We start from the raw sequence: 17,041 nt of genomic DNA on the forward strand, positions 1-17,041 counted from the left end.
GCTTCCCAAAACCTCATTCGGTGAAAAGCGAACTCACCGACTCTTCGTTGCTGATGCGCAGTAGCGTGTCGGCAAGAAGCGGTGCGATCGTGATCTGACGGATCTTAGCGCACGATTGCGCGTCCTCTTTGAGCGGGATCGTATCGGTGACCACGAGTTCGTCGAGTACCGATTCGCCGATCCGGCTGGGCGCGGCGCCAGAAAGGACCGGGTGGGTGCAGTAGGCGATCACCCGTTCGGCGCCGTGTTCCTTGAGCGCAGCCGCAGCTTTACAGAGGGTGCCGGCGGTATCGACGATGTCGTCGACGATCACGCAGGTGCGCCCTTTGACATCGCCGATGATGTTCATCACTTCGGCCACGTTCGCTTTCGGGCGCCGTTTGTCGATGATCGCCAGGTCACAGTCGAGCCGTTTCGCGAAAGCACGCGCGCGCACCACACCGCCGATGTCGGGTGAGACGACCGTCAGATTGTCGTGGCGCTGTTTTTCTATGTCGTTGATCAAAACCGGCGTCGAGTAGATGTTGTCGACCGGAATGTCGAAAAAGCCCTGGATCTGATCGGCGTGGAGATCGACGGTGAGCACCCTTTGAACGCCGACGGCTTGCAGCATGTTCGCGACCACTTTCGCAGTGATCGGAACGCGTGCCGAACGCGGGCGACGGTCTTGCCGGGCGTAACCGAAGTAGGGGATCGCGGCGGTGATGCGCCACGCAGAGGCGCGCTTCAGCGCATCGGCAAGCACCACCAGTTCCATCAAATTGTCGTTGGTGGGCGTGCACGTCGGTTGGAGTATGAAGACGTCTTGTCCGCGGACGTTTTCGAGGATCTCGACGTTGATCTCGCCGTCGGAAAAGCGACCGACAACAGCCGAACCCAAAGGGATCCCCAAACGCCGAACCACGTCTGACGCGAGTTTCGGGTTGGCGTTGCCGGTAAAGACCATCATACTGCCGCGTGGCATTTTCACCCTCATCAAGTAAAACGGGTAGGCTTACAGCCTACCCGCGACGAAATGGCTGGGGAGGAAGGATTCGAACCCTCGAATGCCGGAATCAAAATCCGGTGCCTTAACCAGCTTGGCGACTCCCCAAAAAACTGGAATTCGGTTCCGCCCACAGCCACAATGGGTGACGCGCCAACGTCCGGCAACGCTTGAGTGCGCCGAACGGCGGATCCGGCAGGCGCGCATGGGTTACTACAAAACAACAACCGCCTGAACCGGACATCCGTGCGTCACCAAACTGAGCGAGCCACTGCAAGGCGCGATCGACTTCCGGGTGAAGTGCGCGCGCAACCGGCTCCAAATCGTTTCTCAGCGTAGCGTGCGCGAGAGCCGTTATTGTGCAACAAGGCGTATCGCGTGTCAAGAGGGGGGAGGCAAAAATCGATGCGGTAGCGACCGCGACTCCAGGGTCGAGGATCCAGATCGTCTCGGTCGGGAGCGGGTACGGGGTGAGCTTTTCACCAATTCCTTCGGCAAACGCGCTTTCGCCGAAGAGGAAAAACGGGACGTCTGCACCAAGTTCGGCACCCAGCGCACACAGCGTTTCGCGCGAGCGGTTGAGTCCCCAGAGTCGATTGAGCGCCAAGAGCACTGTCGCGGCATCGCTGCTTCCGCCCCCAAGGCCGCCACCGAGCGGAAGGTGCTTTTCCAGACGGATCGTCGCGCCCCATTCGGGGTGGCCGAACCGCGCGCGCAGCAAATGCGCGGCGCGAAGGGTCAAATCGCGTTCCGGTGGCAGTTTGGCCAGTTCTGCCGGGCTATTGGGCGGCAGTTCGCGGACGATTCGGCCGTCGTCACGGCGCGTGATCGTCAACCAATCGCACCAGTCGATTAGCTGAAAGAGGGTTTGCAGCAGGTGGTACCCATCGTTACGGCGCCCGACCACGTGCAGAAATCGGTTGATCTTGGCTGGCGCCGGGACGCGAACGGTGCCGGTGCCCTGGGGTGGTACTGGGATGAGGGGCTCTGGCTGTTGGTGTGCAAAGGTCATGATTCGCTGCCTTGCCGCGTCTCGACGACGAGTATCAGACGGGTATCGCCGCGGCTGATTTCGATTCGGCGTGGCCACCCGTTCGGATCACGATCAGACCACCGCCAGGTCCAACCGAGCGCGTGTGTCGACTCGTGCGCAACCGGCTCGACGGCGGGGGGATTGGTATCGACCGGGCGCCAGCCCCAAAGCGCGGCGCGCCAGGTCGTCCACGGCGGAAGGGCAAAACCAAGAAGCGGTTCGACGAGCGTTTCGGGGTTTGGCGCAGTGCGTGACGGTTGCCCCGGGACGGTGAGCGTCGCGTCGTGGCCGGTTACGGTAAGCTGTGCGACTTCGTTTCCCGTGGGGGAGAGGAGTTGCCACGTCTCCTGATGGGGTGCGGTTCGTTGCCAGACGAAACGGCCCGAGATCCCTTCCGCTTCGTGTTGCGCCGCAAAACGCCCTTCGACGTAAAAGCGCACCGGTATCGCGGCAACCGATGCGGGGGACGTGCTGTCCACGCGCCGCGGGGGCGGGGAAGGGAAGGAGGAGCAGCCGGCGATTCCGGTTGCGAGCAATCCAAGCAGCGCCACGCGCCAGCGGACGCGCACCGCCCAGGCAAGCCGCAGCCGCGTAAGCCCAAAGAGCGACGTGCCTAACCGGTCGCTTCCCTGACGATTCATAGCCCTTCCCTCTCTGTCTGTTGCGGCGTCTCAGGGGCGGCGCTTGCCGGAGGCCCACCTTTGCACCGTCGCCGGATCGCGGCTTGCGTAAGCAGGCTCGCCGAGACCGGCGCCGTGAGGAAGACGAAGAGTGTGATGAGGAGTTCGGCAAAACCGGGACGCCCCTCTTGCCATGCAGCGATCATCGACGCGATCAGCAGCATCCCGATCCCCAGCGTCGATGCTTTGGTGGGCGCGTGCAGCCGTTGGAAGGCGTCCCGGAAGCGATTGAGGCCGATCGCGCCGACGAACGTGAAGAACGTACCGGCGAGCACGCATCCGGCGATCAGCCATTCCCACGCTTGCGAAACCATTCGACGCTCCTATTCGATCACGGCGTGGCGGGCCAGGTACCGCGCTGCAGCGGTGGTACCGACGAAGCCGAGCGCGGTGATCATCAACGCGGCTTCGAAAAGCAGCGGCGTATGGTGCCGCAGGTCCCAAACCAGAAGCAGGCTCGCGGCGTTGAGGTAGAGCGTGTCCAACGCCAACAGACGATCGACCGCGTCCGGTCCGCGCCACAGCCGCCAGGCGACCAAAACGAGGGTGAGCATCAGGACAAAGAGCGCACCGTCGAGCAGCGTGTTGAGCCAGGGCGAGAAAGCGGGCGTCATTGGGGCGTCTCCTCAATATCGAGCGAAAAGATCGCGATGAGCGGCAGTTGGTAGCGGGTATCGATTTCGTGGAGTGCTGCCGCTGGGTCTGCGCAGTCGAGTACATGGATGAGGAGCGAGCGCTCGGCAAACGCCACGGAAACCGTTCCGGGCGTGTTGGTGACGATCGTTGCCAACAGGGCGTTTGCGCGCGCGTGATCGGTGCGAAGCGGCAACACCAGCCACGCCGATCGCGGTTTGGCGGTGGGGCTGAGCGCCAGGCGCGCTACGCGGACGTTCGAGACCACGATATCCCAGAGGACGATCGCCGCCAACCGCAATGCAGGCAGCCAGCGGATGGTGGCACGGGTCCCCAAAAGCGGTCGAAGCCAAAACGGAATCCCCCACCCCAGAACGCACGCTGCAACGAGATGGGCCGGGCTCGCGCTGTGGTTGAGCAGCAACCACGCGCCAGCCAGGAGTAGCGAAAGGATCGGCGCAGGGAACCAGCGCGGTGGGATCGTCGCGGGGGTCATGGCACCTCCGGTGGTTCGGTCTGGGGAAGGACGCCGTCATAAGGCCGCGTCCACGGGGCCGAAAAGTGCACGCGCTCCAAGACGACGCGTGCGTATGCCGTCTGGTCGGCAGCCTGAACCGCTGCGGCGTAGGTGAAGCGGTAGAGCGGTTCTGCCCACAGCGTCATCGCGGCGACGACAACGACCAGCGCCACGACCGGCTGCATGAGCACGCGACTGTCACCGGCGGGCCAGACCGTGATGCGCTTCGGGTGGGTATGCCAAAAGATGGTCACCCCTGCACGGGCGAGCGCGATCAGTGTGAGTGCGCCCACTGCGATGAGCGTGAGCCACACGGCGCCTTGCCCCGGGCGGTCCAGGCTCGCTTCCAGCAGGTAGAGTTTGCCCAAAAAACCCGGAAGGGGCGGGATGCCGATCGCAGAAGCGGCAGCGAGCAGCATGAGGAGACCGAGCGCAACCGGATCGCGCAACGCAGGCGCAGGTTGGATCACGTCCCCGATTTCACCCCGTTGTGCGGCGACCAGCGCAACGACCAAAAAAAGGAGCGTGACGGTGACCGTGCTGTGGACGAGGTAAAAGAGTGCGGCAGCGATTCCCTTCGGGGTGGCCAACGCGACGCCGATGAGGATCGTGCCCACCGACGCGACGGTCAAGAACGCGATCTGCCGCGAAAGGGTGCGGGCCGCAAGCGCCCCGGCAACACCCAGCAATCCCGTGACGATCGCTACGGGAAGCAGCAACGCAAACGCCGCGCTACCCAAAACGCCCGACTCACCGCCCCAGACCGCCCAATGGACGCGAATGATCGCGTAGATGCCGACCTTGGTCATGATTGCAAAGAGCGCGGCAACGGGCGGTGACGCCGCACTGTACGCTGTGGGAAGCCACAGATAGAGTGGTGCGGCAGCGGCCTTGATCGCAAAGACGACGAGCAGCAGTGTGGCACCCGCGCGCGCCAAAAAGAGGGGTTGCGGGGCAAGCGCCGCCGTGCGTTGCGCAAGATCGGCAAGGTTGAGGCTACCGTAAGCGCCGTAGATGAGCGCTAACCCCAAGAGAAAGAGTGCCGATGCGGTGAGGTTTACGACCACATACCCAAACGCGACCCGCAAGCGTGCCTGTCCAAGACCGTGGGTGAGCAACGCGTACGAGGCGATCAACAGTACTTCGAAAAAGACGAAGAGGTTGAAAATGTCGCCCGTGAGGAACGCGCCGTTGAGTCCAGCCCATTGGATATGGAACAGGGGGTGGAAGGCCCGACCGCGGTGGTCCCAACTGCCGATCGCAAACGCCAAGGCACTACCCGCGACCACAGCGGTGAGCAGCAGAAAAAGAGCGGACAGGCGATCCGAGACCAACGCGATTCCAAATGGCGCGGGCCAGTCGCCCAACGAATAGACGCGAATCGCACCGTGCGCGGCATCCCAGGAAAGCAGCGACGCCCCCAGCAGGGTGATCGCCGCACCGCTCAAACTGAGCCAGCGCTCGCGGCGTAACGACGTTTCGGGGTGGTCGCTCCCCGGCGGATGGTCGCTGCTGCGCGCAGCGCCGAGGAGCAAAAGGATCCCCCACCCCAGCGGCCAAACGATCAGCAGGATCGGTAAATGGGTGAAGAGGGCGGTTGCAGCGTTGCTCACCGCGCGTCCTCCGTGTGCTTCGGGGTAAGGTGCGTGCGCTCGTCACCCGTGACCGCAAAACGGCGAACCGCCAACGCAAGCAGATAAGCGGTGGTGGCAAAGCCGATCACGATCGCGGTCAGGATCAGCGCTTGTGGTAGCGGGTCGGCACTAAGTCGGCGGCCCGCGTCGAGAACAGGGGGTGCGTCGATCCAGAGCCCACCCGCGACGAAAATGAACATATTGACCGCGTAACTGAGCAGTGTCAAGCCCAATGCCGTGGCAAACGCGCGCGGTTGCAAGAGCAGGTAGACGGCTACGGTGGTGACGATCCCAATCGCCGAAGCAACCAATCCTTCCAGCGTCATCGTTCGATCTCCTCGGTTTTGCGGTCATTGCGGCGACCCGCAGCCAAAGTGGCAAGGAGCAACAGCGTTGCCCCGACCACCGTGACATAGACGCCAAGGTCGAAGAGTGCTGCCGAGGCAAGCGGGAGTTCGCCTAAGAGCGGCAGGTGTGGGTGACCGTGTGCGCTGGTGAGGAAGGGGCGTCCAAACGCCCACGCAGCGGCGCCCGTGGCGGCTGCGATCGCGATCCCAGCGCCCACCGTGCGTGCGAACCGCCAACCGTCTTGGGTGCGCACGAATTGGTTTGCCGCGGCAAACCCGTGCGCGAGATAGACGAGCAGAAGCGCTGCAGCGGTGACCAACCCGGCGATGAACCCGCCGCCCGGTTGGTTATGGCCGCGCAAGAACAGATAGATGCTCAAAAGAAGCGCCGCGGGCAGCATCACGGTCGTTGCGACGCGCAGAAGGTGGGAATGGGGTTCGATCCACTGTGGTGTCCGTCGGGCGCGATCCTGTGCCCGTGACGCGCCGACAAAGAGCGCCCACGCGCCCAACGCGGCGACCCCGAGCACGGTGATCTCGCCAAAGGTATCGTAGCCGCGGAAATCGACGAGAATCACATTGACGACGTTGCGGCCGCCTCCGCCGGGAAGCGCCTCGGCCAAGAAGTACCAACTGATCGATTCGCGCGGCGTCACCAGCAGCCACCAAGCCAACACGCCGACGGTGACGCCCGCAGCGACGGCGATCGCACCGCGCAGGAAGCGTCGCCGAAACGGGATCGCCGGGGTGCGTTTGGGTAGGAACGAGAGCGCAAGGAACAGCAACACGGTGCTCACCACTTCGACGGCGATCTGCGTCATCGCCAGATCGGGCGCGGACAGCAGGGCAAACGCCACGGCGCTCACCAGTCCGATCACGCCGGTCAGAAGCACCGCGACGGTTCGGCGCGCATGCCAGAAGAGCAGCGCACCCGCCGAAAGCGCGACGAGCAACCAGAGCGGGAACGCAACGAGCAGTGTCGCGAACGAAGGTTCCGGGACTGCTGGGGTGTTAATCGTTTTCGGCCACGGTACGGTGAAATAGAGGAGCGCGAGCGCGCTCATCCAGACGAGCGCAACGATCACGGTGAGCGAGCCGGTGTCGGTACGGCGAGTGATCCAAGCCGCGGCGCGCACCAATCGAGCGATTGCAGCGGCAAAGAGCCAGCGGCCAGCGCGGCGTCCGAAGAGACGGTCGATATCGAGTCGATGGAGGAAGCGGTTGGTCATCAAAAGGGCGTACGCGATGCCGCCCCCGACGAGCGCAAGTCCGCTCATTGCGACGTGAAGCCCGGGATAGTGCCACAACGCTAGGTGAAGTTCCGGCACGGCTGACCCGGCCGTCGCTTCGGCAACCCGCGTGATCAGCGGTTCGGCGAGCCACGGCATCACACCGAAGAGGACGCAAAGGAGCGCAAGGAGCACCACGGGCGCCCGCATGCCCCACGCCGGTTCGTGCGGGTGGGGGTTGGGTAGTGGCCCCGGTTCGCCGTTGAAAAAGGTATCGTGAATGAAACGGAACGAGTAGGCGACGCTTGCGGCTGCCGCAGCCGTTGCGAGGATCGGGACGAGCGGGTGGGGCGCGGTGAGTGTCGCGGTGAAGAAGAGCTCTTTGGACAGGAAACCGTTGAAAAAGGGGATTCCAGCCATCGCCGCTGCGGCGATGATCGCAAAGAGACCGGTCCACGGTAGATAGCGCATCATGCCGTTTACGTGGCGCAAATCACGTGACCCCGTTTCGTGGTCGACGATTCCGGCACTCATGAAGAGGGCTGCTTTGAACAACGCGTGGTTGAAGATATGAAAGACCGCCACGACCACCCCTTCGACGGTACCCAGACCGATCATCGTCATGATCAACCCCAAGTGGCTGATCGTCGAATAGGCAAGGAGCCCCTTGAGGTCGTGTTTGAAGATTGCGATGACGGCGCCGAGCGTCAGGGTTGCCAAACCGACCGGTAATGCGATCATTTCGAATAGGCTCGAACCGGCAAAAAGTGGGTGCAGACGCAGCAGGAGGAAGAGCCCCGCTTTGACCATCGTCGCCGAATGGAGGTACGCCGAAACGGGCGTCGGGGCGGCCATGGCGTCGGGCAGCCAGAAGTGGAACGGAAACTGGGCGCTTTTCGTGACCGCACCGATCAGCACCATCACAAGCGCCCACGAAAAGAGCGGATGATTCTGCAACGCGCCACCTTGCGCGAGCAACGCGCTGATCTGGTGGGTGCCGCCGATTTCGCCTAGGAGCAGCGCGCCAGCCGCCAGAACCACACCGCCTACACCGGTGACGATCAGCGCTTGTCTTGCGCCGCGCCGCGCTTGCGTCTGCTCGTTCCAGTAGCCGACCAAGAGAAACGACGAAAGGCTGGTGAGCTCCCAGAAGACGACGAGCAGCAGCAGGTTGTCCGCGAGCACGATCCCGAGCATCGCGGCCATGAAGAGCATCAACGTCGCGTAGAACTTCCCGGGCGGATCTGTGGGGCCGAGGTAGTAGCTGGCGTAGGTGATCACCAAAAGCCCGATTGCCAGGATCAACGTAGCAAAGAAGAGGCTCAACGCGTCGGCGCGCAGTTGCCAGTTGAGCCCCAGTGAGGGGACCCACTGCGCCGCTTCGGTCACGGCACCCCCCGCCCAGATGGGTGCCGCTAGGGTCAGCAACAGGCCCAGCGCCAGTATCGCGACTGCAGCGGCACTGACAGCCGCGGCCCGTTTCCCAAACCGCGCCCCCGCCCACGCGCACGCCGTGGTGCCGAAAAGCAGAGGGAGGACAATGACCAACGTCAGCATCGGTTAGCGCCCCGAAAATTGCCGCGCCAGGCGTTTGCGCCACGCAGCGGCACGCGCTTCGTCGCCAAGCGCTTGGTACACGGCGACGAGGTGATCGCCGATTTCCGGGTCTGGCGCGCGCCGCCACGCGGCTTCGATCAGACGGCGCGCGGCCAGGTAGTCCCGTTGCCGGAAACGCAACCACCCTTCGCTGTCCATGATGAACCCGTCGTTCGGCTTGAGGGCGCGCGCCAGGCGCAGCAACCGTTCGGCTTCGTCGAGCGACCGGTTCGCGTCGGCAAGCAGGTAGCCGAGCGCGTTGATCGCATGGACGTCGAATGGCCGCATCGCCAAAAGCTTACGCAAATACCCTTCGGCGCTGTCGCGCGCGCCCATCCGTTCGAGCAGGATCGCGTAGTCGTAGAGAAGTTGCGGCACATCGCCAAACGTCGTAAGTGCGTCGATGAGCACGGCACGTGACGCTTCCCACTGCTTCGCTTCTTGCCACAAGCGTGCTTCGCGCAGTGCCGCATCCACGCCTGAGAGGGGGGCGTGTGCTTCCAAGCGCGACAACGCCTCGTCGACCCGCCCCAGCCGTGCCAGCGCTTGCGCCGTGAGTGCGGCAGCCGATTCGGCAAGGTTGCCGGGCAGCGCGCGCTGCGCAAGGAGACGAAGGGCGCGTCGCGGTTGTTCGCGGGCAAGCCACAGTTGTGCCGCTTTGAGGCGCGCTTCCGGGCGCTCTTTGGCAAGGCGCAAAAGCCACCGAGCACACTGTTCGGGTTCGATCCCTTGCGCCCCAAAAGTTGCCAGCGCGTCGATCAGCCGGGGGTCGGTCACACCGCGCTCGACCCACGGCGCAAGCAGCGCAACCGCCCGCTCCGGGTGGTCGGTTTCGGCGAGCAACGCCGCGAGCGCCAAGGTAACGGTGAGCGCTTCGGGTTGGCGTTCCTGCGCTGGCGCGAGGATCGGAATCGCCAGTTCCGGAGCAAAACGGTCGAGCGCCACCTGCGCGAGTTGCGCGAGCGCCGGTGGCCAGTCGGGACGCAACGCCACCGCCGCTTGCGCAGCAGCCCACGCGCGGTCGAGGTCACCCGCTTGCCGTGCGGCCTCGCTGACGATCAGGTGCGCCGCCGGCTCTTCGCGGTAGGGCGCAACCGCTCTTTCGATCAAGCGCAGGATCTGCGTCGGGTTACCCAACTCGGCCAACGCAGCGGGAAGCCCCAGCAGATTGCGTTCGCGCTGATCGGGGTCCTTTTTCAGGATCTCGGCGATCCGTTCGCTGATCTGCGCTTCGAAACGGGCGTTCAGCCGTTCGCGGTGCGCAGCGAGTTGCTGAAGCCGCGCGTCGTCCGGCGCTAGCCATTGCCAAAGCGTGAGGATGCGTTCGAACTGGGCTGCGTCGCCCGCCAGGAGCGCGGTTTGCGCCCAGCGGTCGAGCACGGCGGGGATCGGTTGCGCTTCGGCCGCGCGCTCGTAGGCTTCGAGCGCTTGCCCCCACTGCCCGTTTCGGAGCGCCAATTCCCCGACGAGCCACGCGAAGACGAAATCGCCGTCGAGCGGGGTGCGCAACGGCTCGACGCGAATTTCCGCGGTGGCGTCGGGCGAAGCAGGGGTGGCTGGTGCGGTGTCGCTTTGCGCCGCGGCAAACGGGGCGTACGCCAAGGGCAGAGCCGTCGATAGCAAGGTCAAGAGCGCGCGAAGCGTCATCGGGTTTCTCGATCGAATCGGGTTGCCGATAGGATAGCAAAAGATCGCCACGGTTCCCGCACCCCGGGCTCTGCGTTCGTGCGCGCGTCGCGAAAGGGTTCGCGCGCTCACTGAGTGCGCAGCGCGGCGGCGATCGTCGCCAGGTTGTGACGCATCAGATCGAGATAGGTCGCGGGCCCAGGAGAGGGCGCAAAGGTTTCGGCGTAGAGGGGACCCGCGACGGCAAGGCCCAGGCGCTGTGCGAAAGTTTGCGCCACCCGGCTCGTGCGATGGGCTTCGGTGAAGAGGATGCGAATTCCTTCGCGTGCTGCGCGTGCCTTGAGTTCGAGCAGGCGTTGCGCAGTGACCTCGCCGTGCGGCACCACGGTGTCGATACCGATCAGTTCGACACCGAACGCGGCGTTGAGGTAGCGGTAGGCGTCGTGCAGCACGAACGCCTTGCGGTGCGTGGCGGGCAGGTCGGCCAGACGGGTACGCCCGTCCGCGGCCAGCGCGCGCAGCGCCTCCAGGTAAGGGTGCGCGTGCGCGGTGATCGACTGCTGCGCGCTGGGGATGCGGGTGATGAGGTTTGGGAGTGCCTGCGCTAGGGCCTCGGCAACCCGTTCGGGATCGAGCCAAAAGTGGGGATCGTATTGGGTTGCGTGATCGTCGTGCTGGCCGTGCTCCAGCGTGTTGTCGGGATCGCGATCCTGTGTGTGGTCATGGCTATCGGCGTGATCGTGATCGTGATCGTGGTCGGGCGCGATGCCGGTGGGACGGAGCAAGCGCCGTTGCGGCGCAAGCAGATCGCCAAGCGCAAGGCGCGGGGTGTCGGGTACGAGTCGAGCGCAGTCGCGCACGAACGCGGTGTCGGTGCCCAGCCCCATCGTGACGATGGTCACCGCTTGCCGCAGAAGGGGAAGATGCGCAGGGTGCAGCGTGATGCTGTGCAGATCTTGTTGGGGTTGTGCGATCGCCTGCACCGCCGCGTGCGTGCCAACCAGATTGCGTACCCAGTCGGCAACGATCGGGTGACTCGCGACGATGAGGGGTTGTGGCGTGCGCTGGGCTTGTGCGCGCGATGGGTTCGCAAGCGGCAGGGTTGCCAGCGCGCCCAACCACTGCGCACAATAGGCGAGAAAATGGCGGCGCGTGGGGGCGCCGCGGTCGTGTTCGTTTCTATACATTTTCTGTACTCCCGTTGAGTCGTGCGATTCGGGCGTCATGCCACGCGGTGTTTGGGCGACGGGTGGCGGCGTCGCCACAGACCGTACGGGGCAAAGAAGAGCGAAACGAGGTAACCCAGTGAAAGGGTCGCCGCAACCGCGGGGCCGGGTGGCCAATCGCCGGCAAGCGCCGCGCAGAGCCCGATGGTGCTGCCGGCGGCGCCGATCGAGGCGGCAGTGACGAAAGTCGGCAGTAAACGATTCGCCCACAAACGCGCGGTCAGCGCCGGCAGCATCAACAACGTAAGTCCCAAGAGCGCGCCGAGCGCTTGGAAGACCGCGACCATCATCGCGACGATCACCGCGAGGGTGAGGTAGTAGGTGCGGGCCGACGCGCGCGGGTCGAGGCGGCGCAAGGTCTCGGAATCGAACCATTCGAACGCGATCGCGCGCCGACAGACAACGAGCGTGAGCAGGGTCACCGCAGCGGTTCCGACGATGAAACCGAGCGTGGCGCGGTCGAGCGCCAGTACCGAACCAAAGAGAAGGTGCATCACGTCGGTGGGGTTGCCTTGTGCCGTGATCAAAAGGATCCCAAGCGCGAGCGCCGAGAGTTGAAACCCGGCAAGCGTCGCGTCTTCGAAAAGTGCCGTGTTGCGGCTCGCCCACCCGGCCGCCCACGCCACGGCTACTCCGGCGACGAGGCCGCCAACGGTGATCGCGGGCAGCGAAAACCCGGCAAGCAGGTAACCGGTAGCGACACCGGGCAGGATCGCGTGGCTCATCGCGTCGCCCATCAGACTCATGCGGCGGGTGACCAGCAGCACCCCGCACGGCGCCGCCGCGAGCGCGGCAACGGCCAGCGCCAGCCACGCCTGGCGCAACCACGGGTCCGTCAGCAGCAAAGTGATCGCTTCCCATGGTGCGGTGAAGGCCATCACACCCCCTCCGCGGCAGGTGCATCGGCGCACCACGGCGCATCGTCGCGCGGTGCGATCGGTTGCGCGGCGCGGCGTCGCCATGCGTGCCAGTCGATCGTCTGGGTTGGCGCGAACGCAACCAGCTCCCGCGCAAGCAGCATCGTCCATGGAAAGTCGCTGCGCGCGATCGTTTCGTCGTGTAGAACCGCCAAGACCGTCACGCCGCGTTCCCGCCACTGGGCAAGGATTTGGCGCACCCAGGCGGTCGTCTGCGCGTCCATCGCGGTGAAGGGTTCGTCCAGGAGGATCAGTTTCGCATCGCGCACGAGCAGCTGCGCAAAGCGCACCCGCTGCTGCTGTCCGCCCGAGAGCGCCGCGACCGGACGTTTCGCAAGTGGCGTCAGTCCCATATCGGCGAGCGCGGCGTGGACGCGGTTGCGTTCGTCGCGTCGAAGCGGCCGCCAACAACCGACCTCGGGCCAGAGCGCAAGCGCAACCGCGTCGAAGACCGAAAGCGGAAAATCGACGCGCCACGTGGGGTGCTGCGGCAAGTAGGCGACGCGACCGCGCCACGTTTCCGGGAGGTGGACCGCGCCCGTGATCGGGGGCAACACTCCGGCGATCACCTTGAGCAGTGTCGATTTCCCCGCGCCGTTCGGGCCGAGCACCGCGACGTGGCTGCCCGCTGGTATCGTTGCGGTAAGGTGGTGTATCGCGGGGTGGCGGTCGTAGCCGGCGGTGAGATTGTCGAGGTGCAATGCTTCGCGCGCGGTATCGGGCGGGTTCATCGCGGAAAACCGATCAGTGACAGTGCGCGCATTGGCCGCGGATCACGAGCTCCGCTTCGCGCGGAACGAAACCGTCGGGCAGTGGCGGCCACGGCGTGGGGTGGGGTGGAAGACACCAAGTGCGTCCACACGTGGTGCAGAGAAAGTGGGCGTGCGCCGGGTTGTTGCTCGCGACTTCGAAGCGGGCGGCACGGTCGCTTGCGGCGATGCGCCGCACCAACCCTTTCGCGACGAGCCAGTCGAGCGCCCGATAGACCGTGACCCGGTCGGGCGCTTTGGGAGTCGCAGCAGTCGTTGCCGCGAAAAGCTCGTCTGGCGTCAGCGGTTGCTTGGCTTCGCGTAAGATAGCGAGTGCCCACCACCGTGCCGCGGTGACCCGGCCATAGCGGGCGAGTGTCTGCGCGATGGGGTCTTGTGGCATAGGATGAGGTGTCATTTTTGCAATTTTATTGCATGTGCAGGGTATGTCAAGAGTCAAGGAGTCGATCGATGACAAACGCTTGGGTGTTCGAACCGAGGGTCGCGTGTGTTCCCGTGACCGATGGACGGCTTTTTCCCGTTCGCCGTATCTTCTGTGTCGCCCGCAATTACGCGGATCATGCGCGCGAAATGGGCGCCGATCCGAACCGCGAAGCGCCGTTTTTCTTCCTGAAGCCCAACGACGCGGTTTTTCCAGTGACCGACGAGACGGCGTGCTGGCCTTATCCGCCGATGACGGAAGAGGTCCATCACGAGGTGGAACTGGTGGTTGCGTTGGGGCGTGGCGGCCGCAATCTCAGTGTAGTGGAGGCGGAGCAAGCGATCTGGGGCTACACCGTCGGACTCGACATGACTCGGCGTGACCTGCAAAGTGCGGCGAAGGCCAAAGGGCGGCCGTGGGATGTGGCGAAGGGGTTCGACGCGTCGCTGCCGCTTGCGCCGCTCGTGCCGCGCCCAGGTGTGGCGTTGACCCGCGGCGCGGTTCGCCTTTGGGTCAATGAGACGCTGCGCCAAGCGGGGGATATCGCGCAGATGATCTGGTCGATCCCTGAGTTGATCGCCACCCTTTCGCGCTATTGGCGGTTGGCTGCGGGGGACCTCATCCTTACCGGCACGCCGGCTGGGGTCGGGCCGGTGGTGGCGGGGGATCGCGTGACTGCTGAGGTCGAGGGGGTGGCGCGCTTCACGATGACGGTGGTTGCCGACGGTGACGCGCCCACGCGGTGAGCACGGCGCCTGCGAACACCATAGCCAAAGAGAGCCATTGCGCGGTGGTGAGAAGGCTGCCGAACGCGGAGAAGATGCCGGGGTCGGGGTTGCGGAAAAATTCGCAGAGGAAGCGAACGCTGCCGTAGCCGACGAGAAACGCGGCTGAAACCATTCCGGCGGGACGCGGTCGGCGTGCAAACCACCAGAGGAAGAGAAAGAGAACGATCCCTTCCCCGAAGGCTTGGTAGAGTTGCGAGGGGTGGCGGGGAATCGCATCGACGTGGGGGTAGATCATCGCCCAGGGCAGCCCTTCGGGTGCAGGGCGTCCCCAGAGTTCGCCGTTGATGAAGTTGCCGATACGACCAAACCCCAGCCCAGGCGGAATGAGGGGGGCGACGAAGTCGGTAACCTGCCAAAAATTTTGACCGGTGCGGCGCGCGTACCAGAGCATCGCGGCGATCGCGCCGAGCAACCCACCGTGGAAGCTCATCCCCCCTTTCCAGATCGCGACGATCTCGAGGGGATGGGTAAAGTAGTAGGCGGGTTGGTAGAAGAGCACTTCGCCCAGTCTGCCGCCGACGATGATGCCGACTACGCCTGCGGTGAGGAGTTGTTCCAGGCGCTCTGGGGACCACACGTCGGTTACCCTGAGCCGTTTCGCATGGCGAAGCCCCAGCCAATAGAACGCCGCAAAACCAGCCAGGTACATGAGGCCGTACCAACGGACGGTGAGCGGACCCAGGTAGATCGCAACCGGGTCGATTTCGGGAAAGACGAGTGCCATCGCGCTTCCTGCCGCAAAAGCGTTAGAATACGCCAAAGTCAGAGCCTTGAAGCAGGAGAGCACCATGCCGCAGTACCGTTCGCGCACGACGACCCATGGGCGCAACATGGCAGGCGCCCGCGCATTATGGCGCGCTACCGGCGTCAAAGAGAGCGATTTCGGCAAACCGATCATCGCGATCGCCAACAGCTTCACCGAATTCGTCCCGGGGCACGTCCATCTGCGCGACCTGGGTCGGATCGTCGCCGAAGAGATCGTCAAAGCGGGCGGTATCGCCAAAGAGTTCAACACGATCGCAGTCGATGACGGGATTGCAATGGGGCACGGCGGGATGCTCTATTCGCTGCCAAGCCGGGAGCTCATCGCCGATTCGGTCGAATACATGGTCAACGCCCACTGCGCGGATGCGCTGGTGTGCATCTCCAACTGTGACAAAATCACCCCGGGCATGTTGATGGCGGCGCTGCGCCTCAACATCCCAACGATCTTCGTCTCCGGCGGTCCGATGGAGGCGGGGAAAGTGACGATCGGGGGCAAGACGGTGGCGCTCGACCTGGTCGATGCGATGGTCAAAGCGGCCGAAGACCAGGCAAGCGACGAAGAGGTGGCCGCGATCGAACGGAGCGCCTGCCCCACCTGCGGTTCGTGCTCGGGGATGTTCACCGCGAACTCGATGAACTGTTTGACCGAGGCGTTGGGGCTGGCGCTACCGGGTAACGGCACGCTCGTGGCCACGCACGCTGACCGCGAGCGGCTCTTCCGCGAGGCGGGGCAGCGGATCGTCGAGTTGACTAAACGCTATTACGAAGCGGACGACGAAACCGTGCTTCCGCGCTCGATCGCAACCTTTGCCGCGTTCGAAAACGCGATCGCGCTCGATGTTGCGATGGGCGGCAGCACCAACACGGTGCTGCACCTGCTGGCGGCGGCGTCTGAGGCGGGCGTCCCGTTTACGATGGCCGATATCGACCGCATCAGCCGCAAAGTTCCGTGTCTCTGTAAAGTGGCGCCCGCGGTGCCCGATGTCCATATCGAAGACGTGCATCGCGCCGGCGGCGTGATGGGCATTCTGGGCGAACTGCAGCGTGCGGGGCTTTTGGACGATTCGGTGCCAACGGTCCATAGCCCAACGCTCCAAGCGGCGCTTGCGCAGTGGGACGTCAAACAGACCGACGATCCTGAGGTGCACCGTTTCTACCGCGCTGCGCCGGGCGGGATCCCGACCACGAAAGCCTTTTCGCAGGCAAACCGTTACCCTGAGCTCGATCTCGACCGCGCGCGCGGCGTGATCCGCGATCGCGTCCATGCGTTCACCCAAGACGGTGGGCTTGCGGTGCTCTACGGGAACCTCGCGCCGAACGGGTGCATCGTCAAGACCGCGGGGGTCGACGAGTCGATCTGGGTCTTCAAAGGCCGGGCACGGGTCTTCGAAAGCCAAGAGGCGACGGTCGAGGCGATCCTTTCCGACCAGATCGTGCCGGGCGACGTCGTAGTGGTCCGCTACGAAGGGCCGAAAGGGGGGCCGGGCATGCAGGAGATGCTCTACCCCACGAGTTACCTCAAATCGAAAGGGTTGGGCAAGGTCTGTGCGCTCATCACCGATGGCCGCTTTTCGGGCGGAACCTCGGGGCTTTCGATCGGCCACGTCTCGCCCGAAGCGGCGTGTGGCGGCCCGATCGCGCTCGTCGAGGAGGGGGATACGATCGAGATCGATATTCCCAACCGGCGGATCCATCTTGCGGTGAGCGACGAGACGCTCGCAAAGCGCCGTGCCGCGATGGAAGCGCGCGGCGCGAACGCGTGGAAGCCGGTAGCACGCAATCGCCCGGTCTCGGCCGCGCTGCGTGCCTACGCCGCACTCACGACCAGCGCCGATACCGGTGCGGTTCGGGATGTCACGCAAGTGGAGCGTTGA

At 64.6% G+C, this 17,041-nt stretch carries 17 protein-coding genes and 1 tRNA gene; 2 read left to right on the forward strand and 16 right to left on the reverse strand.

Features of this window, described 5'->3' with window-relative positions; all coding sequences use genetic code 11:
* Positions 1-13: 13 nt before the first annotated feature.
* The 15 genes from ACYQ4Z_RS08145 to ACYQ4Z_RS08215 all read right to left on the reverse strand — a co-directional run bounded on the left by ACYQ4Z_RS08145 (position 14) and on the right by ACYQ4Z_RS08215 (position 13,575).
* Positions 14-964, reverse strand: coding sequence for a ribose-phosphate pyrophosphokinase (locus ACYQ4Z_RS08145; protein ID WP_119335694.1), 951 nt, complete (start codon positions 962-964; stop codon positions 14-16).
* A gap of 52 nt (positions 965-1,016) precedes the next feature.
* Positions 1,017-1,093: transfer RNA gene (locus ACYQ4Z_RS08150), tRNA-Gln, on the reverse strand.
* On the reverse strand, positions 1,071-1,997 hold the full coding sequence (gene ispE / locus ACYQ4Z_RS08155) for a 4-(cytidine 5'-diphospho)-2-C-methyl-D-erythritol kinase (RefSeq protein ID WP_219972168.1): 927 nt from the start codon (positions 1,995-1,997) through the stop codon (positions 1,071-1,073). Before ispE ends, ACYQ4Z_RS08150 begins: the two co-directional genes overlap by 23 nt.
* Entirely contained in the window at positions 1,994-2,659 is a 666-nt protein-coding gene (locus tag ACYQ4Z_RS08160) for a lipoprotein insertase outer membrane protein LolB (protein ID WP_219972170.1), read from the reverse strand. The genes ispE and ACYQ4Z_RS08160 overlap by 4 nt, the downstream gene beginning before the upstream one ends.
* Positions 2,656-3,012 carry a Na+/H+ antiporter subunit G gene (locus ACYQ4Z_RS08165; protein WP_219972172.1) on the reverse strand — a complete coding sequence of 119 codons (357 nt, stop codon included), beginning with the start codon at positions 3,010-3,012 and terminating at the stop codon, positions 2,656-2,658. The genes ACYQ4Z_RS08160 and ACYQ4Z_RS08165 overlap by 4 nt, the downstream gene beginning before the upstream one ends.
* A 9-nt stretch (positions 3,013-3,021) precedes the next feature.
* A complete protein-coding gene (locus ACYQ4Z_RS08170; protein WP_119335690.1) occupies positions 3,022-3,312 on the reverse strand; it encodes a K+/H+ antiporter subunit F in 291 nt (96 codons plus the stop codon).
* Positions 3,309-3,827 carry a Na+/H+ antiporter subunit E gene (locus tag ACYQ4Z_RS08175; RefSeq protein ID WP_119335689.1) on the reverse strand — a complete coding sequence of 173 codons (519 nt, stop codon included), beginning with the start codon at positions 3,825-3,827 and terminating at the stop codon, positions 3,309-3,311. The genes ACYQ4Z_RS08170 and ACYQ4Z_RS08175 overlap by 4 nt, the downstream gene beginning before the upstream one ends.
* A complete protein-coding gene (locus ACYQ4Z_RS08180; protein WP_459860631.1) occupies positions 3,824-5,461 on the reverse strand; it encodes a monovalent cation/H+ antiporter subunit D in 1,638 nt (545 codons plus the stop codon). Before ACYQ4Z_RS08180 ends, ACYQ4Z_RS08175 begins: the two co-directional genes overlap by 4 nt.
* Positions 5,458-5,808, reverse strand: a complete 351-nt coding sequence (locus tag ACYQ4Z_RS08185) for a Na+/H+ antiporter subunit C (RefSeq protein WP_119335687.1) — start codon at positions 5,806-5,808, stop codon at positions 5,458-5,460. Before ACYQ4Z_RS08185 ends, ACYQ4Z_RS08180 begins: the two co-directional genes overlap by 4 nt.
* Complete coding sequence (mbhE, locus tag ACYQ4Z_RS08190; protein ID WP_459860632.1) at positions 5,805-8,615, reverse strand: hydrogen gas-evolving membrane-bound hydrogenase subunit E; 2,811 nt, start codon at positions 8,613-8,615, stop codon at positions 5,805-5,807. Before mbhE ends, ACYQ4Z_RS08185 begins: the two co-directional genes overlap by 4 nt.
* Positions 8,616-8,618: 3 nt before the next feature.
* A complete protein-coding gene (locus ACYQ4Z_RS08195) occupies positions 8,619-10,301 on the reverse strand; it encodes a tetratricopeptide repeat protein (protein ID WP_459860633.1) in 1,683 nt (560 codons plus the stop codon).
* A 107-nt stretch (positions 10,302-10,408) separates the two neighbouring features.
* Positions 10,409-11,467: a metal ABC transporter substrate-binding protein gene (locus ACYQ4Z_RS08200; protein WP_459860634.1), complete on the reverse strand. Its 1,059-nt coding sequence runs from the start codon at positions 11,465-11,467 to the stop codon at positions 10,409-10,411.
* 35 nt (positions 11,468-11,502) lie between these two features.
* A complete protein-coding gene (locus tag ACYQ4Z_RS08205) occupies positions 11,503-12,384 on the reverse strand; it encodes a metal ABC transporter permease (RefSeq protein WP_219972178.1) in 882 nt (293 codons plus the stop codon).
* Positions 12,384-13,154 (reverse strand): metal ABC transporter ATP-binding protein, encoded by a 771-nt coding sequence (locus tag ACYQ4Z_RS08210; protein ID WP_459860635.1) that lies wholly within the window; start codon positions 13,152-13,154, stop codon positions 12,384-12,386. Before ACYQ4Z_RS08210 ends, ACYQ4Z_RS08205 begins: the two co-directional genes overlap by 1 nt.
* 13 nt (positions 13,155-13,167) lie before the next feature.
* Positions 13,168-13,575, reverse strand: a complete 408-nt coding sequence (locus tag ACYQ4Z_RS08215) for a Fur family transcriptional regulator (protein WP_231999983.1) — start codon at positions 13,573-13,575, stop codon at positions 13,168-13,170.
* A 68-nt stretch (positions 13,576-13,643) separates the two neighbouring features.
* Between ACYQ4Z_RS08215 and ACYQ4Z_RS08220 the strand changes: the two genes are divergently transcribed.
* Complete coding sequence (locus ACYQ4Z_RS08220; RefSeq protein WP_219972179.1) at positions 13,644-14,360, forward strand: fumarylacetoacetate hydrolase family protein; 717 nt, start codon at positions 13,644-13,646, stop codon at positions 14,358-14,360.
* Here the strand turns inward: ACYQ4Z_RS08220 and lgt are convergent.
* Entirely contained in the window at positions 14,317-15,126 is an 810-nt protein-coding gene (lgt, locus tag ACYQ4Z_RS08225; RefSeq protein ID WP_459860636.1) for a prolipoprotein diacylglyceryl transferase, read from the reverse strand. The two genes, ACYQ4Z_RS08220 and lgt, sit on opposite strands and share 44 nt — an antisense overlap.
* Before the next feature lie 64 nt (positions 15,127-15,190).
* On the opposite strand from lgt, the gene ilvD reads away from it, so the two are divergent.
* A complete protein-coding gene (ilvD, locus tag ACYQ4Z_RS08230) occupies positions 15,191-17,041 on the forward strand; it encodes a dihydroxy-acid dehydratase (protein WP_459860637.1) in 1,851 nt (616 codons plus the stop codon).

Source organism: Hydrogenophilus hirschii, from assembly GCF_054656675.1.

Bases quoted from the DNA above. Each gene is read 5' to 3' on its own strand.
- ACYQ4Z_RS08145 (WP_119335694.1), bottom strand. From the start codon at position 964: ATGCCACGCGGCAGTATGATGGTCTTTACCGGCAACGCCAACCCGAAA.
- ACYQ4Z_RS08165 (WP_219972172.1), bottom strand. From the start codon at position 3,012: ATGGTTTCGCAAGCGTGGGAATGGCTGATCGCCGGATGCGTGCTCGCC.
- ACYQ4Z_RS08220 (WP_219972179.1), top strand. From the start codon at position 13,644: ATGACAAACGCTTGGGTGTTCGAACCGAGGGTCGCGTGTGTTCCCGTG.
- mbhE (WP_459860632.1), bottom strand. From the start codon at position 8,615: ATGCTGACGTTGGTCATTGTCCTCCCTCTGCTTTTCGGCACCACGGCG.
- ACYQ4Z_RS08195 (WP_459860633.1), bottom strand. From the start codon at position 10,301: ATGACGCTTCGCGCGCTCTTGACCTTGCTATCGACGGCTCTGCCCTTG.
- ACYQ4Z_RS08200 (WP_459860634.1), bottom strand. From the start codon at position 11,467: ATGTATAGAAACGAACACGACCGCGGCGCCCCCACGCGCCGCCATTTT.
- ACYQ4Z_RS08170 (WP_119335690.1), bottom strand. From the start codon at position 3,312: ATGACGCCCGCTTTCTCGCCCTGGCTCAACACGCTGCTCGACGGTGCG.
- ACYQ4Z_RS08205 (WP_219972178.1), bottom strand. From the start codon at position 12,384: ATGGCCTTCACCGCACCATGGGAAGCGATCACTTTGCTGCTGACGGAC.
- ACYQ4Z_RS08160 (WP_219972170.1), bottom strand. From the start codon at position 2,659: ATGAATCGTCAGGGAAGCGACCGGTTAGGCACGTCGCTCTTTGGGCTT.
- ilvD (WP_459860637.1), top strand. From the start codon at position 15,191: ATGCCGCAGTACCGTTCGCGCACGACGACCCATGGGCGCAACATGGCA.
- ispE (WP_219972168.1), bottom strand. From the start codon at position 1,997: ATGACCTTTGCACACCAACAGCCAGAGCCCCTCATCCCAGTACCACCC.
- lgt (WP_459860636.1), bottom strand. From the start codon at position 15,126: ATGGCACTCGTCTTTCCCGAAATCGACCCGGTTGCGATCTACCTGGGT.
- ACYQ4Z_RS08215 (WP_231999983.1), bottom strand. From the start codon at position 13,575: ATGCCACAAGACCCCATCGCGCAGACACTCGCCCGCTATGGCCGGGTC.
- ACYQ4Z_RS08175 (WP_119335689.1), bottom strand. From the start codon at position 3,827: ATGACCCCCGCGACGATCCCACCGCGCTGGTTCCCTGCGCCGATCCTT.
- ACYQ4Z_RS08210 (WP_459860635.1), bottom strand. From the start codon at position 13,154: ATGAACCCGCCCGATACCGCGCGCGAAGCATTGCACCTCGACAATCTC.
- ACYQ4Z_RS08185 (WP_119335687.1), bottom strand. From the start codon at position 5,808: ATGACGCTGGAAGGATTGGTTGCTTCGGCGATTGGGATCGTCACCACC.